General features: G+C 42.1%; 14 protein-coding genes. 9 read left to right on the top strand and 5 right to left on the bottom strand.

What is annotated here, in order from left to right:
- The 5 genes from LBQ60_06980 to LBQ60_07000 form a co-directional block, all read left to right on the top strand.
- Positions 1 to 231, top strand: a 231-nt coding sequence (locus tag LBQ60_06980) for a RagB/SusD family nutrient uptake outer membrane protein (protein ID MDR2037650.1), incomplete at its 5' end; no start/stop codon positions are given.
- Positions 232 to 294: 63 nt separating this feature from the next.
- Positions 295 to 1,506: a DUF4959 domain-containing protein gene (locus LBQ60_06985; GenBank protein MDR2037651.1), complete on the top strand. Its 1,212-nt coding sequence runs from the start codon at positions 295 to 297 to the stop codon at positions 1,504 to 1,506.
- Positions 1,507 to 1,529: 23 nt separating this feature from the next.
- Entirely contained in the window at positions 1,530 to 2,756 is a 1,227-nt protein-coding gene (locus tag LBQ60_06990; GenBank protein ID MDR2037652.1) for a hypothetical protein, read from the top strand.
- 236 nt (positions 2,757 to 2,992) lie between these two features.
- Positions 2,993 to 4,630: a sodium:solute symporter gene (locus tag LBQ60_06995; GenBank protein ID MDR2037653.1), complete on the top strand. Its 1,638-nt coding sequence runs from the start codon at positions 2,993 to 2,995 to the stop codon at positions 4,628 to 4,630.
- 101 nt (positions 4,631 to 4,731) lie between these two features.
- Positions 4,732 to 5,502, top strand: coding sequence for a class I SAM-dependent methyltransferase (locus tag LBQ60_07000; GenBank protein MDR2037654.1), 771 nt, complete (start codon positions 4,732 to 4,734; stop codon positions 5,500 to 5,502).
- A gap of 236 nt (positions 5,503 to 5,738) precedes the next feature.
- Here LBQ60_07000 and LBQ60_07005 read toward each other — a convergent pair whose 3' ends face one another.
- From LBQ60_07005 to LBQ60_07020, 4 genes are all read right to left on the bottom strand, one after another.
- The gene (locus LBQ60_07005) at positions 5,739 to 6,173 is read right to left on the bottom strand and encodes an acyl-CoA thioesterase (GenBank protein ID MDR2037655.1); all 435 of its coding nucleotides are present in this window, start codon (positions 6,171 to 6,173) and stop codon (positions 5,739 to 5,741) included.
- Between the two features lie 220 nt (positions 6,174 to 6,393).
- The gene (locus tag LBQ60_07010) at positions 6,394 to 7,656 is read right to left on the bottom strand and encodes a zinc-binding dehydrogenase (GenBank protein MDR2037656.1); all 1,263 of its coding nucleotides are present in this window, start codon (positions 7,654 to 7,656) and stop codon (positions 6,394 to 6,396) included.
- A 92-nt stretch (positions 7,657 to 7,748) separates the two neighbouring features.
- Positions 7,749 to 9,719, bottom strand: coding sequence for an SDR family NAD(P)-dependent oxidoreductase (locus tag LBQ60_07015; GenBank protein MDR2037657.1), 1,971 nt, complete (start codon positions 9,717 to 9,719; stop codon positions 7,749 to 7,751).
- Between the two features lie 226 nt (positions 9,720 to 9,945).
- Complete coding sequence (locus LBQ60_07020) at positions 9,946 to 10,848, bottom strand: AraC family transcriptional regulator (protein ID MDR2037658.1); 903 nt, start codon at positions 10,846 to 10,848, stop codon at positions 9,946 to 9,948.
- Between the two features lie 168 nt (positions 10,849 to 11,016).
- Between LBQ60_07020 and LBQ60_07025 the strand changes: the two genes are divergently transcribed.
- Positions 11,017 to 11,682 (top strand): TetR/AcrR family transcriptional regulator, encoded by a 666-nt coding sequence (locus tag LBQ60_07025; GenBank protein MDR2037659.1) that lies wholly within the window; start codon positions 11,017 to 11,019, stop codon positions 11,680 to 11,682.
- A 92-nt stretch (positions 11,683 to 11,774) separates the two neighbouring features.
- A complete protein-coding gene (locus LBQ60_07030) occupies positions 11,775 to 12,839 on the top strand; it encodes an efflux RND transporter periplasmic adaptor subunit (protein MDR2037660.1) in 1,065 nt (354 codons plus the stop codon).
- A gap of 70 nt (positions 12,840 to 12,909) precedes the next feature.
- Here the strand turns inward: LBQ60_07030 and LBQ60_07035 are convergent, their stop codons facing one another.
- Positions 12,910 to 13,269, bottom strand: a complete 360-nt coding sequence (locus LBQ60_07035) for a four helix bundle protein (protein MDR2037661.1) — start codon at positions 13,267 to 13,269, stop codon at positions 12,910 to 12,912.
- Between the two features lie 86 nt (positions 13,270 to 13,355).
- On the opposite strand from LBQ60_07035, the gene LBQ60_07040 reads away from it, so the two are divergent.
- Together LBQ60_07040 and LBQ60_07045 are read left to right on the top strand one after the other, a co-directional pair.
- Positions 13,356 to 16,481 carry an efflux RND transporter permease subunit gene (locus tag LBQ60_07040; GenBank protein ID MDR2037662.1) on the top strand — a complete coding sequence of 1,042 codons (3,126 nt, stop codon included), beginning with the start codon at positions 13,356 to 13,358 and terminating at the stop codon, positions 16,479 to 16,481.
- A gap of 157 nt (positions 16,482 to 16,638) precedes the next feature.
- The gene (locus LBQ60_07045) at positions 16,639 to 18,003 is read left to right on the top strand and encodes an MATE family efflux transporter (GenBank protein ID MDR2037663.1); all 1,365 of its coding nucleotides are present in this window, start codon (positions 16,639 to 16,641) and stop codon (positions 18,001 to 18,003) included.
- The last annotated feature ends 11 nt before the right edge of the window (positions 18,004 to 18,014 follow it).

Here is an 18,014-nt window from a genome sequence, read left to right on the forward strand (position 1 = left end):
TTCTGGGATGTACGCCGGTGGAAAAACGCTCCCGCTGTGTACCAAACTCCCCTGCAAGGTTGGAATATGATGGTATCCACCATTGACGGTACTGAGGAAGAAGTCAACAAGCTTATGTATCGGCCGCAGCTTTTGCTTCAGCAAAAGTTTGGTGTCCGCGATTATTTCTGGCCCATCGCAATCGGCGATATAGATGTGAATCCGAACCTGGTACAGAATATTGGATGGTAAATTCAATGGATAATTAAAAATTGAACTGAGCCTGCGAGCTAAACAAGTTAAAATTAGAATATTATGAAAAACAGAATAATCAATATCATCATTTTCCTGATGTCGGTTGTATGGGTCGGCTGCAAGGAGGAAGGCCGTATCGATTTTATAGACGACAGCGCGCCTGCGCCCGGCCAGGTGTCGAATGTAACCGTAGATAACAGGCCGGGTGGCGCTATGCTGAGATATACACTGCCTGTAGATAAAAACTTGCTGTATGTGCGTGCCGAATACGAAATAAAACCCGGAGTGGTGCAGGAAACCAAATCGTCGTATTTCAAAGATTCTCTGGTTTTGGAAGGATTTGGCGACACGCTGGCGTATGATGTACGGCTGTACAGCGTGGGAAAAAATGAAAAAACATCGGATCCCCTGACCGTACAGGTCAACCCCACAACGGCACCCGTTCACCTGGCAACCAAACGCTTCAGGGATACGTTCGGGGGAGTGGCCATCGACATTGAAAACCCGCAAAAGGCAAACCTGGCGATTGTATTGATGGCGGATACCGCTAATTTGGGGTATATGACCGAAGTGATCACTTATTACACCGCCTTGCCGAAGGGAACTTTCACTTACCGCGGTGTCGACGGGTTAGATTCCGTGGAACACAAATTTGCAATGTATATTCGCGACAGGTGGAATAATAATTCCGATACTGTAACATCTGTGGTAACACCATGGTTCGAGGAATTTATTCCCAAAAGTAGCTGGGTTGATTACACTTTGCCTGGCGATATCCCACCGGTGAATTCCGGTTACCCAATAACAAGGATATGGGATTCGAATTATGATGTGGATGGCTTTCACGGCCTGGAAACCCAGGTACTCCCGCACAACCTTACATGGGACCTGGGAAGGACGGTTAAATTGAGCCGTTTAAAATACTGGCCGCGTAACCACACCGATGACAGATGGACAAGAGGACATGCAAAGATATTTGAAATATGGGGCTCCGTATCGCCCAATCCCAGCGGAGCATTGGATAACAGTTGGATACCACTCGGACGGTTTGAGTCTTTGAAGCCTTCCGGAACCGGAACGCAGATTACCCAGGAAGACATCTCTTTTGCCCAGGAAGGTATCGATTTTGACTTTGTCGTAAGCGACTTTGCGCCGGAGCCTTATACTCCGGTCAGGTATATCAGGTTCAGAACCATAACCACATACGCTAATGCTTCATTTTCGACAGTCCATGTCCTGGAATTGAGTTTCTGGGGAGAATTATTAAAGTAGTTAAATCAATAAAAATCATTTAAATGAAGAATACAGTATATATCATCTTTATAGGGATCATTTTAGGATTCTCCTCATGCGATAATCAGACGGATATTTACGAGGATTATGTAGTGCCCAGCGGGTTGACTTATCCCGGGCCGGCGCTGAATCCGGTTGCATACGCCGGTGATAAGCGCATCCAGATATCGTGGAACAGGGGCACCGATCCCAGAATACAGAAAGCAAGGATATTCTGGAACAATTATACCGATTCGGTGGAGTTGACAGTTCTTGCGGGTGCGGATGTGGTTAGCCATATTATCGACCCGATTGCTGAAAACACCTATTCGTTCAATATCCGTACCTACGACGACGAAGGGAATGTTTCCATTCCGGTGGAAGTGATGGGTACGGTATATGGCGATACGTACCGGAGCCTGCTGCCAAACCGCCTGCTGAAGAGCGCGTATTACGACGGGCAGGATGTTACGCTGAACTGGAGCACGGCTGATGCAACGGAAGTCGGCATCAGCCTGAGCTGGACGGATACGAACGGTGCAACCCAGACCATGGAAGTAGACCCCTCGGAAACGGAATCGCTCGTCCCGTACTTCAATTTAAACAAACCATTGTCGTACAGTACCGTGCATAAGCCCGACACCATGGCAATAGATGTATTTCAGGCGCCCATGACCGAAATGATGATCGACCCGGTAATACCGATCCCCAAAAATACATGGGTGCCGTATTTGTTACCCGGTGATATGGGGATAAACACCAGTTATCCCCTGGCACGTTTTTGGGACGGAAACACAACCAATTTCATGCATTCGGATGGCGTTACCGGCGTTCCCTGTTCATTTACGTGGGATATGGGGCGAAAAGCAATATTGAGCCGGATGAAACTGTGGCCACGCCCCGATAATGACGACCGATGGAACAAAGGGATGCCGAGATTCTTTGAAATATACGGATCCATGGATCCGAATCCTGATGGAAGTATGGATGCCACCTGGACGCTGTTGGGCAGCTTCGAATGTGTTCAGCCGTCAGGCAATGGAATCAAAGATCCCTGGGAAGCTCCTACGGCGGAAGATATAGCGCTTTCCACTGCAGGTCTGGATTTTGAATTCGTGCCGGGCCCGGGAGTTGATCCCTCTGTCACGGTAAGGTATATCCGGTTCAGAAGCCTCGAGAATTTCAACTCTTCTGTAACCCCACGCCTTTTACTTGCCGAGATCACTTTCTGGGGAACATTGGTGAAGTAAAACCGATGCAATTCGCCAAAAGTTAAGGTGATATATAGTAGAGGATGTCTCAAAATAGAAATTAAGTTTCTGAGAATTGAATATTCGGATTTGTTCTCAGATAGGTATCCGAATAAAGAGAGGGTGAAATCACGTTGTGAGACACCCTCTTTCATTTTTAGATGAAGGATTTTTCAGTGTCTTTTTTTAACAGTGTCTTTTTAATATCTTTGTCGTTCACTCATAACTGATTGTCTATGGCAGCTATTATACTGGTTTGTTTTGTATTGTATTCTGCAATGTTGTTTGGTGTTACCCGGATAACTTCAAGGAATGCAACCAATGACACTTATTTTCGGGCCAATAGGAAAGCGCCTTGGCCGGTGGTTGCATACGGAATGATCGGAGCTTCTTTGTCCGGCGTTACATTTATGTCTGTTCCCGGTTATGTCCAGACTTCCCAATTCACTTATTTTGGAGTTGTTATCGGAAACCTGATCGGATACATAGTGATAGCATTGGTGCTTTTGCCTTTATATTATAAGCTTGATCTGACATCGATATATACTTATCTGCAAAAACGTTTCGGCTTCTGGAGTCATAGGACAGGCTCTTTTTTCTTTATTGTTTCCAGGATGCTGGGCTCGGCGCTGAGGATGTATCTGGTGGTTTATGTGTTGTATGAGTTTGTATTCCGTTCCTGGGGAATTCCATTTTGGGTGCCGGCTGTAGTGTTTATAGCGTTGATATTATTATATACATTAAAAGGCGGTTTACGTACGATTATCTGGACAGATACGTTACAAACTACTTTTATGTTACTGGCCACCATTTTTACTATTTATTTTATACTCAGGGAAACAGACCTTTCTTTATTTACCCTGTTAAAAAATGCATCTGCTGAAGGCTATACCAAACTGATAGAGACTAATTGGCGGTCGGATAATTTCTTTTTAAAACAGTTGGTCAGCGGGGCATTTCTTACTATTGCCATGAATGGGCTGGACCAGGACATGATGCAGAAAAACCTCAGTTGCCGGAACCTGAAGGAAGCACAGAAAAACGTATTTTCCCTTAGTTTTTCATTGATTTTCGTGAACCTGCTTTTTCTTACGTTGGGAGCGGCCTTGCTTTATTATGCATCCCACACAGGATTTGCGCTTCCTGAAAAATCCGACAGTATATTCCCTGCCATAGCATTCGATTTATCGACCATAACGGTCGTCTTATTTGTCATCGGACTATTGGCCGCAGGCTATTCCAGTGCCGATGGCACCCTGACCTCACTAACAACGGCCATTTGTTTTGACTTTTTCGAATTTGACCGGAAAAAAAGTGCCGAAGGAAAAATAAAATTTCCGGTGAAATCAGTAATAGGGATATTGGCCTTTTGTTTATTACTGGCTGTATTACTTATTCTTGATGTGCTGCATGATCCTGTCCAGCAAAAGATAGGTTCATTATTGCTGTTTGCTGCTGTTTTTTTATTTGTCTTTTATGTGCTAAGTATACTTACAGAGCGTGATATCCCACAAAAAGATCAGGTAAAGACCCGTAAAATAGTACATATCATCTGTGCTGTCCTTTTCTTTTGTATTATTGTTATTTTCCGGCCATTTCATGATGATTCCCTCATCAAAATGGTATTTAATATTGCTGCACTTTCTTACGGACCATTATTGGGATTATTTTGTTTTGGATTGTTCACGAAATGGCAGGTTAACGAACATTATGTGCCTTTTGTAGCCGTTGCAGCCCCGTTGATTTGCTATGTGTTGAAGCTTTATTCAGCTGAGTGGTTCAACGGATATGTCTTTGGCTTTGAACTTTTATTGTTGAACGGATTACTTACTTTTTTAGGACTGTGCCTTTGTATCAGGAAAAGAAGTGAATGATTTTATGTATTTGAATAATTATAATATTAATTTTCTATATTAATTTAATAATGCCATTTTCAAGAGTTTATATCAAAAAACGGTTATAATAAAAGTATAAAATGGAAAAAAATTATAAAGTAGGAAAACTAATTTACGATGGTAATATTTATGATGGTATGAATACAGGAATCAATGATTTACCATTTTATTCACATTGGCTCAAAAAAAGGAAGAAAGGTAACATTCTTGAATTATGTTGTGGTACAGGTAGGCTTACCATCCCTCTCGCACAGGAAGGATACCATATTACAGGTGTTGATAATAGCACATCTATGTTGAAACAAGCCAAAGGAAAAGCTAATGAATTGAATGTTCCTGTAAGGTTTATTAAATCTGACATGAGATCTTTTGAATTACCGGAAGTTTATGATATTATTTTTATTCCGTTTAATTCAATCCATCATTTATATACTAACCGGGATTTTTTTAATGTATTAATATGTGTAAAGAAACATCTGAAAAATAATGGATATTTCATATTTGATTGTTTTAATCCTGATATTCGTTATATAGTACATGCAGAAAAAGAAGAGAGGTTGATTGCTGAATATTCAACCGAAGATGGTAGAGAAGTTGTTGTAAAACAGGCAATGAGCTATGAAAATGCGACCCAGATCAACCGTATAAAATGGCATTATTTTATAAATGGAAAATTTGATTCTATTCAAAATCTGGATATGCGGATGTTTTTTCCACAAGAATTAGATACATATTTAAGTATGTATGGATTTAAAATTGCTCATAAATTCGGTGGATTTAAAGAAGAAATATTTGAAAACAGATCAGAAAAACAAATATTTGTATGCCAAAAAATGAACGACCCCCAATAAGTAAGGATCTGGTCGGTATGCAAAACCGGCTGGGGATTCCTGATTGAACTATATCCAGGTGAATATTACCAGACACGCTTCCTTAAACCTGCTGTTTCTAAGGTTAAGTAATCAATTATCTATAATAATTTAACAAAACCCGTTTTTAAGAAATATAAAACAATCAATGTTATATTTTCTGAACGTAATTCATTTGATCAATGTGACTTAAGAAAATAATAAATAGCACTGAGTGCTTAATCCTGGTTGCCCTCATAATTAATGATATTTCTTCTCCATTCTTCAGGAACGGGGATGCTTTGCTGGGTTTCATGATCGAAACATACCAGCACTGTCGTACAGGTAGCCATAGTTTCATTGTTGTCTGAGTTAATGATGTAGTGCTCTACCGTCATACTTTTGTTTCCGATATGTGATACCCTGGTTTTTACGGCGATCTTTGTTTTCAGGAAAACGGGTTTGATGTAATCGATTTTTACAGAAGCACCTACAATGGCCTGTTTATTCCAGTCGATGTCACCCAGTACTAAATCGAAGTAGTTAAGTTTTCCGAAATCAAAATAGGTCTGGTAAACAGTGTTGGATACATGTCCTTGCAAGTCAATATCACTGAAACGGATCTGTATATGGATACTATGCCTGAATGCAGGGCAGGAGAGAGGTTCGGTCATATTAAAATATATTTCCTGCAAATATAGTGAAAGATGAGAGCAATTGTAGAAAGCTTGCATTCAAAAAATTGCCGAACCGTATCCTATATTCTACAAATATAGTGAAAAGCGAGGGCAGAGTGTCGAACTAGTTCGTAAACTTTGCCGAGGTGTATCTTATATTAAATAAATATCGGGAAAAAAGGATTACGGAACCTATTCTCCGTAATCCTTTCAGGTATTATATTTCCGGTGCATTATCCAGCAGGTATTTCTCAGCATCTGCAGACCACACACCATTATTGGCTTTCACCATCTTGGACAACCGTGCAAACATGGGATTATTTTTTCCTTTTTCTTCCAGTTCGTCTAAAGCAGTTAATTCCAGGTTAAGATGGGTATATATCAGTTTTTTCCCGCCTGGAATATGGGGCAGCTCTTTAGTGGTATCAATTACGGCATTTAATCCGCCGATGTGGGTGATCATGGCGGCCGGGTTGACTGTTCCGGCAGACATCATTTCCAGCGCTTCGATCATATCGTCGGTATTTCCTCCGCTGGTTCCCACAATATGTGTGAAGGCATAATGGACATTGTAGAAATTCAGTTCCGCTTTGAACTCGGTATCCGACGGGCCGGCGAAGAAGTTGAGGCAGCCGTCCATGCCCAGTAGGCGGTCCGCCTGTTCCACTATCTGTTTTACAGGTGCAAATACCAATACATCGTCAAATCCTTTGCCGCCAGTAAGTTCTTTCATATATGCTTCGGCATCCGGTCTTTCTTTAGTATTGAGGTATACCAGTTTTATCCCATTACGGGCAGCTTCATCCACCGTATAAAGCGATGCCGCACGTTCCAGACGTGCATTATCGATATCGGTTACCACTACCAGACCCGGTCTCCGGGGACTGTGGATGATGTAATTAATGGCTGCGAGCCCCATCGGGCCAACACCTGCGAGGATAGCCATATTTCCGCCTTTCTTGATCCCCATTTCATGGACATATACACCGTTTTGGGTGTGATAACTGGCATGAAAAGCGCCAATGACACATGACATCGGTTCAGCTAGTGAACCCAGGAAAAAAGCATCTCCGGTATATTCCAGCAAACAATTCATCTCCATTACCTCGTTCGGGATAATGATATAAGTGGCGTTTCCACCGATATATGGGTAGGAATACCCCGGTGCATCCAGACTTCCTTTGTAGTTTAAGGCGGGCTGTATCGAAAATTTCATGCCGCTGTGGAATTTATCCTTCCACTTTTTGCCCACTTCAATGATCTCACCGCAAAACTCGTGACCGATCATTACAGGGTTTTCTGCAATATTATCCGGTACACGTTTGTGATCTGCGCCCTGTTGTACTGCTTTATAACTGGACATGCAGATACTGTCGGAAACTACTTTTGCCAGTATTTCATCGTCTTTGATAACCGGCAGTTCGAACTCTTCCAGCCGGAGATCGTTTTTGCCGTACAGACGTACTGCTTTTGTTTTCATACGAATATAATTGTTTTTAGGGATTCAAAATTCAAAATTCCGGTTTTGTCTACTTTTTAACTTTCTAACTTTCCTACGTTCTAACTTTTTCGTTAATTCAACATATTCTGGCCACCTGTTACGGGAACCGCCTGACCGGTTTCATACTCCTGTCCGATGATGTAAATTACCGCTTTCATGACATCTTCCACCGTACAGCCCCGTTTGGCAGGAACCTGGGCCTCATAGAATGCCTTTACATCCGCAATGGTTTTTGCACCGGGCACTTTACCTGTCTGGAAGTATTGGACAAACAAACCTTTTTCCGGATCGCTCCATAATGGTCCATCAAAGAAGTTACCGGGACATACCGAATTTACTTTGACCCCGTAAGGCATCAATTCCAGGGCAAATGACTGTGTAAGTCCGATACCGCCGAATTTACCGCCGGCATAGGCAAAATTCTTATTACTGCCTTTCAGTCCTGATTTCGAGTTAATCTGGATGATATCCGTAAAGTATCCGGGCTTATATTTGGCTTGTAACTTTAATATTTCAGACGCATATTTGGCGCAAAGGAAATATCCTGTATAATTTACTTTGGTCATCAATTCAAAGGTCTCGGGTGTCATTTCGTCCAGCCCTCCGGCACGAAGAATGCCGGCATTGCTGATGAACACATCCAATCCGCCGAATTGTTTCACAGTTTCCGTTATCAGTTTTTCTACCGAAGATGCATTTGAAACATCAGTTTTGATGAATGTGGCCCGGTTTTTCTTTGCGGAAGCATTCAATTTTTCCGCCATCTGGTTGCCGACTGCTTCATTCAGGTCGGCAATGACTACATGAGCATTCAGTCCCATCATCTGTTCCGCAATGCCTCCGCCGAAGCCTTGTGCTCCACCGGTAACAATAATGACCTTATTTTCCACACTGCCGCCTGAATTCTGCCCTTTTGATATGGCGCGGCGGTAATTTTCCACTTCCCAGTTGTCGATAAAGGCAATTTCCCGATCGTTCAGGAATTTCGGCCCTCCGAAATCATGGGAATAATAACTGATTTTCAACAGGTCCTCAAATACATCCAGGGCAATATTAACCGAACGGTAATTATCTTCAACAGCCACCAGTCCAAGATCTTTCAACAGGATCATTTTGGGATCATAGCCATAGGCTTTTCGGTACTCATCCAGTTTTTTACTGAACTCCGCAATAGCTTCATCCGCTGTTTGTGTATTTTCCACATATACCGGACGGGCTTTACAATATACGATAATATCTGGGGTAAACGGTGCGGAAGCTTCTGAAAAAGAGGAGGCATCTTTGGTGAATTCCGAAATAAGCGTGTTGTTTCGTATGGTTGCTATTTTCACCTGATCGGTTGAAAGCAGCATGCGGATAGCTGGCATGATCTGTGCCGCTTTGTCTTCTACGGATGATGATTGAATACCCGGTTTCCGGGTAATCTTTGAGGTGATTTTTTCTATTACCTGATCATAGATGGTTTTGATCTCTGTAATGGAATCCGCTGATACGAAAATTCCATGGTTTTGCAATAAAATGATATGAGGATCATTACCATGTGTTTCCCGGTATTTCAATAATCCGCTTTCCACTTTTTTGAAAAGCACGTATCCGGGATCGGTATATGGAATATACAATGCTTCATCACCAAATAATTCCCTGGCTTTACTTTCTGCCTGCTGCGAACATAAAAGTGCGTTGACCAGGGTAGGGTGGGTATGTACAACAAATGAGTAGCGGATGATATCATGCATGGATGTTTCCACGGATGGACGTAGCATTTTTTCCGGTTCGACACTGGCCCGGAACAGGTCGGTTTTTACTTCCTGCTCCCGATGATCGGAATGATCACTGTACTTTTTAACGGCAATTTTTTGTAGCTTCTCCCGGTCAAGAACGGCAAAACCGGATTCGGTAATTTCTCCCAGGGTGGTGCCGCTCGCTTTTACCCACAAATATTTTTCGTTTTTAAATGAAGTATTGCCCCCGCCGGCAATGACATAATCGCTGTTTTTTCCGTAAAACTGAGATATCTCAATCAGCTCCTGAACCTCTTTCATTATTTAAGTGATTTTTAATTATCTATTAATCAGATGTCTATTGAATGAATGACAAAAGATGTATATACAAGTTGGACAAAGCAAAGATATATTTTTTTTGTACAAAATCATATAAAATAAGAAAGTTGCTGAATAATCTATCGTATAATGCTAACTAAACAGGAATAGGTAACGATTTGGTGGTGTTTGTAAATACCTAAAAAACGGAGCTACCAGTTTGTTTACACTACTGTTTTTTTTGATATTGAGCGGGGGACATTCCTGTCTGTTTTTTAAAAAAATTGCCGAAAGCCGACTGATCTGAAAAGTTGAGCATATCAGCAGTCTGCTGAATGGTCATTCCAGGATCCCGGAGATATAGCTTGGCCTGTCGCAATAATGCCTCATTAATCCAGTCAGTAACATTACGTCCCGTATAATTTTTTATGATTTTGGCAAAATAATCGGGTGTCAGGCAAAGTTTGTCCGCATAAAATGCTACAGTCTTACGTTCGTTGTTGCTATCTTGCAGTAGTTGTATGAATTTGAAAAATAAAAGATCATTGTCATGTAAATTTTGTTCTTTTTCGGCAGATGCCAGGCTATTTACTATGATATTCCCGGCTTCCATGTAGAAGCAGCGGATTTCGTTCATTACCATGCGCCTGTGCCAGATGTGGCTGTTGCGGCTTATATTCCATATAATTTTCTCTATTATCTCCACCAACAGGACGGCATCCTCCTGCCTGATATTATCCAAAGGATTTGCGCTCTTTCTCAGTGCAGCTTCGGGCGTCAGATGCTTTTCTTCCCGAAAAATCTCATCATAGAAACGACTGGATACCATTATATTATACCCTAAATAATCATCTGAGAATATAAAATTGCGAAATACCTGAAGTCCTGTTAAATCCATCAATGTATTTGGTAACAGCGTATATTTTTTTTCATCAATTTCAAGATTGGCTTTACCAGCCATTGTCAAAACCATAGTGAGGGCATTCACACGGCCTGGAGCAGAAATATCCGGAATATCTATATTGAGTTTATTACCTTCCAGTTTGATTATTTCAACCTCTCCATTGAAAGAATGGACTTCCATACCATTACGGCCAAGCAGTCCCATCCCGATTTTATGAAATTTAACCATTGCAAAAATAAATTTATCAACACTACTATTTCATGTAACTTGATAATCTGAACTTTATTGTGTTGTATGCAAATATTGTCCTGAAAATATTAACCAATACTACACGGATTGTAACCAATGAGTTTCCGGTGTCCGCCAATATTTTTGCTACAAATAAAAAAATAGAAAATGGTACGCAATAGAATCATTGAAGAGGCGGGACGGCTTTTCGACCTTTACGGGATAAAGGCCGTCAGTATGGACAATATCGCATCCTGGTTGAATATATCGAAAAAAACGATTTACGGGAATTTCCGGAATAAAGAAGAACTGGTATTTGAATATATCCGTGTAGCAGTAGATACAGGAATAAGAGTTGTTGAAGATGCCGAAGAAAAAGCGGTTTCACCTCTGGAAGCCATTATCCTTATCAATACCCTCACATTGGAACAAGTAACAAGTCACTGTCCTGCATTTTTTCGTGATCTTGAATCGTACCCTACAGCAAAACTGAAAGTATTTGATGAATATGTTTCGCTTATCGGGGCCAAATACATCAGGCATTTTTTCAGCTGTATGGAGAAAGGATTGTTTTTTGAGGGAACCGATATGCCTCTGATCCTGGATTTCTTTATGGAACAACTCAAAGTAGCGGCTGAGAAATTTCATGCAGGGCAAAGCCAGAAAGAAATAAAATTTATTAATGTAATAATAACTTTCCTTGCAGGCATGTGCACAGAAAAAGGACGGGAAGAGCTGATTCTATACCAGACCTGTTCTGACAGCCGGCAGGGCAATACCCCTAAGAACCATAGAAGGGCTGGTACCTTTCGTATTGACACGCTACACATCTGATTTCAATATAATTTTTAATATATAAATACCAAAACATGAAAATGAGAATAATTAATAACAGCCTTTTTTGTTTCGGCATTGCCATATTGTGTATGATCGTTATATCATGCAAAAATAAAAATCAGATGCCAGCACAGATACAGAGCGAATACAAAGTATTAACCATCACTTTGAGCGATAAAAGTCTTTCAACAAAGTATTCGGCATCGATCAGGGGCCGGCAGGATATAGAGATCCGTCCGCAAGTGTCGGGCCTTATCACCGAAGTGCGGGTAAAAGAAGGCGAAACCGTTGGGAAGGGACAAATAATGTTTGTGATCGACCAGGTAGCATACCGCGCGGCGTTGGAAACGGCAAAAGCAAGTGTGGCGGCGGCGCAGGCAGGTGTCAAAACCGCACAATTAACTGTCGACAGCAAAACCGAATTGCATACACAGGAGGTTGTATCCGATTATGACCTGCAAACGGCTATCAACTCATTGGAAACCGCAAAGGCGCAGCTTGAACAGGCAAAGGCTCAGGAGATAAATGCGAAGAATGATCTTTCGTATACGGAAATAAAAAGCCCTTCCAATGGAGTTGTAGGTAAGTTGCCTTATAGAATCGGTGCCCTGGTTAGCTCAAGCATCACTACGCCATTAACAACAGTATCAGATAATTCGGAAATGTATGTTTATTTCTCCATGACTGAAAATCAGGTACTGTCCCTTACACGGCAAAACGGTTCGTTGAAGGAAGCCATCGCAGCCATGCCCGGAATCGGACTGCAATTGGGAGACGGAAGCATGTATGATGAAAAAGGATATATCGAGACCATCAGTGGGGTCATTGATCAGACTACAGGAACTGTTAGTGTCCGCGCCGTCTTTCCCAATAAAAACGGTATCCTGCTGAGTGGTGGTGCAGGCAGTGTGGTCTACCCTTATGAGTTGAAAGATGTCATCGTGATACCTCAGGCAGCCACTTATGAATTGCAGGACAAGGTATTTGTCTATAAAGTGGTGGATGGTATCGCACAGTCAACCGAAGTGAAGGTATTCGGAACGAACGATGGCCAGACTTATATTGCCGAATCGGGACTTTCCGAAGGTGATATTATTGTAGCTGAAGGAGCGGGACTACTGAAGAATGGCACAGCCATTCAAATTAAAAATTAAAAGTTAAAAATTAAAAATGGCGCAAAGCCCTGTGCAAAGTCACTTTTCATTTTTCACTTTTCATTTTTAATTATTTAACCCCCTTTGCGGTTTTCACAATGGATGCAAGTATGCTAATTATCTTAGTAATATCAGGTAAAATGGAATCATGCATAGATTCGGTAATAAAATTACTATCACAAAGCAGGTTTATCCAGTATCTCGTTTCATTGGCCTCTTTAAGCGCTATGTGCATTTTGCTGATGAAATCGGCTTTACTCTGGGCAAAAGAACTTTCACTTACAAGTGCACCAATTGCTGTGCCACTTCGTAATAATTGTTTTGATAAAACATATTCCTGCTTTTCCTTACTTAAATATAGGTATGCATTAATAATGCGTAATGCGAATTTATATGATTTATCTGCAATTATGTTCTCTTTCTTCTTCATAAGTAAGATTTCCAGGGATAAATACAAAGATAATAATTGCAGGTCACTTTTTCATTTTTCACTTTTCATTTTTAATTCAAAATAGTATGAACGTAAAAACTTTCATAGACCGTCCCATTTTCGCGGCGGTTATTTCCATACTGATTGTGATTATAGGGATCATTGGCCTGACATCCCTGCCTATAGAACAGTATCCGACCATTGCAACGCCTACAGTGATGGTTTCGGCTTCCTATACAGGAGCTGATGCCGAAACGGTACAGAAAAGCGTCATTATTCCTTTGGAGGAAGCCATCAATGGGGTCGAGCATATGATATATATGACTTCCAGTTCCAGCAACAATGGTTCGGCTTCTATATCGGTATACTTCGAACAGGGAACTGATCCCGATATGGCGGCTGTAAACGTGCAGAACCGCGTTTCACGCGCCAGCGGTCAGCTTCCTGCCGATGTAACGAAGGGTGGTGTAACCGTAAACAAGATGCAGAGCAGTCAGGTGGTGATTTTCAACGTTTACAGCAGCGACGATCGTTTCGATGAACTGTTCCTTTCGAATTACGTCAATATCAACATCATTCCACGTATCCTTCGTATCGAGGGTGTAGGTGGGGTAGATGTACTCGGTTCGGATTATGCCATCCGTATTTGGCTGAAACCCGAACTCATGGCACAGTATAACCTTGTCCCACAGGATATCGCTGATATCCTGGGTGAACAAAACATCGAGTCTCCAACAGGTAATTTTGGAGAAAACTCGGACAATATGTTTCAATATTCAATGAAATACCGGGGACGCTTCGAAACACCTGAAGAATTCGGTGAGTTAGTGATACGGTCGACATCCGAAGGCGAAGTGCTGCGACTGAAGGATGTTGCCAAAATTGAACTCGGGGCACAAAGTTATACAATGACGGGTTCGGCAAACGGACATCCGGGAACGGTATGTATGGTCTCGCAAACTGCAGGTTCTAATGCCCGCGACATAGCTATACAGGTGGAGACACTCTTGGGCGAAATCGAAAGCGAATTACCCCCCGGTGTAAAAATAGGTACCGTACAAAATGTAAGGGATTTTCTCGACGCTTCAATAAAAAATGTTCTTACAACCCTGTTTGAGGCAATGATACTTGTTATCCTCGTAGTTTATATTTTTCTGCAGAACGTCAGGTTAACACTTATCCCGATGGTCGCTATCGTCGTATCACTGATAGGAACATTTGCCGTACTGTGGTTCGCAGGGTTCAGCATTAACCTGCTTACACTGTTCGCACTCGTACTTGCCATCGGCACGGTGGTCGATGACGCTATCATTGTCGTAGAAGCCATACAGGCACGGCTCGATATGGGATACACATCGGCATATAAAGCCACCGTGGACGGCATGAACGGTATTACTTCGCCCATCATTGTCAGTACCATGGTATTTATGGCGGTATTCATTCCTGTATCATTCATGGGCGGTACATCGGGGATCTTTTTCCGTCAGTTCGGCGTTACAATGGCGGTTGCCGTAGGAATATCCGCTTTGAATGCATTGACGCTCAGTCCTGCACTCTGTGCCCTGTTGATCCGTCCCGATAAAGATTCATCAGAAGGAGGCGGAAAATCGTTCCAGCAACGTTTTCGTATGGCATTCAACAGTGCGTTCCATGCAATAATCAACCGGTACACGGGTGGTGTAAGGTTTATACTGAAGCGTAAGTGGTTGGCTGGCGCAATGTTGACAACGGCATTCGTACTGCTTGTTGTGGCAATGGTGAATACAAAAACAGGACTTGTCCCGGATGAAGATCAGGGAATGCTTTTCGTGAATGTGAACACCGCACCCGGGACGACGCTCAGCCAGACACACGAGGTCATGTCGCAGGTCGAAGAGGTGATCAAAGACATTCCTCAAATTGCCGAATATTCCAACAATGCCGGTTTCGGTATGCTTTCGGGGCAAACCCCCACTGCGGGTATGATCATGGTGCGTCTGAAATCGTGGGACGAACGTAAAGGTGACGCCAACAGCATTGATGCCGTGACAGATGAGATATACCGTCGTACTGCGGGTATAAAAAATGCACAGCTTTTTGTATTCTCGCCGCCAATGATTATCGGGTACGGTTCGGGTGACGGTTTCGAAATGTATACGCAGGACAGGGCTGGTAACACCGTAGAGGACTTATATTATACCACGCAGGATTTCATAACGAAGCTTAACGAACGCCCTGAAATCGGTATGGCATACTTCACTTTCGACATCAAATATCCTCAATACACTGTTGATGTGGATTTTGCAAGGTGTAAACGTGCAGGAGTCGCCCCGAGCGAAGTACTATCGGTTATATCGGGTTATTACGGAGGGCTCTATTCTTCCAACATTACCCGTTTCTCGAAAGTGTACCGTGTAATGATGCAGGCTTCGTCCGAATACCGTCTCGATACGGAATCACTCAACAATATCTTTGTCCGGACATCCGAAGGTATGGCGCCTGTCGGACAGTTCGTTACATTGACCAAAACTTACGGTTCCGAAACAATCAGCCGTTTCAATATGTTTAACTCAATAGCCATAAACGGTAGTCCTGCCGATGGATACAGCTCAGGCGACGCTATAATGGCAGTTAAAGAGACCGCGGCCCAATACCTGCCTACAGGATACGGCTACGAATTTGGCGGTATGAGTCGCGAAGAGTCAGGTAACAGTAATAACACCATCATTATCATGTTACTGTGTACCTTATTTATCTATTTGATCCTTTCCGCCTTATATGAAAGTTTCCTTATCCCGCTTGCAGTAATATTATCCGTACCTGTCGGGTTAATGGGCAGTTTCCTTTTTACGTGGATAACAGGGTTGGAAAATAATATCTACCTGCAAACAGGTGTGATCATGCTGATCGGACTTCTTTCTAAAACGGCCATTCTGATTACCGAACTTGCCCAAAGATACCGTAAAGACGGATTAAGCATTACTGAAGCCGCGTTGAGGGCAGCGAAAGAACGTCTTCGTCCTATCCTGATGACCGCCCTGACAATGATTGTCGGATTGCTTCCCTTAGTATTCTCATCAGGAGCGGGCGCTAACGGTAATATTTCACTTGGAGTGGGAACAGTAACAGGCATGGCAGTCGGAACACTGGCATTACTTTTCATTACCCCTGCACTATTTACGGTGATGCAGAAGTTACAGGAAAAGATTAAAAGAATTAAGAAGACAGAATGAAAGGGATGCCGGAAAAAGTCATTTAAACCCACTTTCTGACTTTATGAACGTTCCGACTTTTGACTTCTTCAAGAGGCTGATAAACAAAAAAATAAAAATGATGTCTGTATCCTTGGTTTTTAATTCGGGTCATATCTATTCTTTAAAATATTAAATCTTGAATATGGAAAGCAATGTTGATATATTAGGAACGGAAAAAGAAGGAAAGCTGTTGTATCGTTATGCTTTGCCGTCAATTATTGCAATGATAGCCCAGTCTTTGTATAACCTTGTAGATACTATCTTTATAGGACATGGGATTGGTGTTTTGGCGATTGCAGCTTTAGCGGTGGCATTGCCTTTGATGAACCTGAGTTCCGCTTTAGGCTCATTGGTCGGTACAGGAGCTTCGACACTTATTGCGCTTAAACTCGGGAAAAAAGATAAAAAAAGCGCCGCTCTTTGTGCGGGAAATGTTGTATTGCTGAATTTAATTATCGCTGTAAGCTATACAATTATTGTTTTACTCTTTTTAGACCCGATTCTGATATTTTTTGGAGCGAGCGAAGATACACTTCCCTATGCAAGGGATTATATGCAGATCATCGTAGCAGGGAATGTTTTCACTCAATTATTTCTCGGATTAAATGAAGTAATACGTTCGTCAGGGTATCCGCAGAAAGCAATGAGACTGACTCTGATGGCGGTTATTGTCAACTGTTTGTTGGATGCACTCTTTATTTTCGGGTTTGGTTGGGGGATTAAAGGAGCCGCCTATGCAACGGTGCTGGCGCAGATCATAGCACTCCTTTTTGAACTGAAACATTTAACAAACAATACGCATGTTATTCATTTCGAACGTAATATTTTCCGGTTAAAGAAAGATATTGTTTCGAGAATTCTTGCAATCGGGCTATCGCCTTTCATTGTCAATATTTGCAGCAGTTTGGTTGTGATCATCTTTAACAATATTTTCAAAATCTATGGCGGCGACCTATATATTGCTGCATATGGGATTGCCAACAGGTTGACTTCTATCGTTTTTATGATCCTGTTAGGATTAGCTTCTGGAATACAGCCTATTATCGGATATAATTTTGGGGCTGAACTTTATTCCAGGGTCAAAAGAACACTCGGATTGGCCTTGCTGTGCGGGATTTGCATAGCGAGTTTCGCATTCATCTTATTCCAATGTTTTCCTGAAATATTGTGTCGGTTATTTACGACAGATTCGGAGCTCATCGGTCTGTCTTCGCAGGGGTTACGTATTATTAGCGCGATGCTGCCATTAGTCGGTTTTCAGGTTGTTGCATCCAATTTCTTTTTGTCGATTGGTTACGCAAAGAAATCGATATTCCTTTCGCTTACACGTCAATTTTTATTTCTCGTGCCATGCGTCCTCATATTGCCGAAATTTTGGGGTATTAACGGAGTTTGGGCAAGTAGTCCCGTTGCCGATGTAATAGCGGCTGTTGTTACGGGTATCATGTTGGTATATCAGATTAAATTAATGAAAAACAAGGTTTCAAATAATTCAAAATGACTGCTTTAAAT

The sequence above is a fragment of the Bacteroidales bacterium genome (assembly GCA_031275285.1).
GTDB lineage: Bacteria > Bacteroidota > Bacteroidia > Bacteroidales > UBA4181 > JAIRLS01.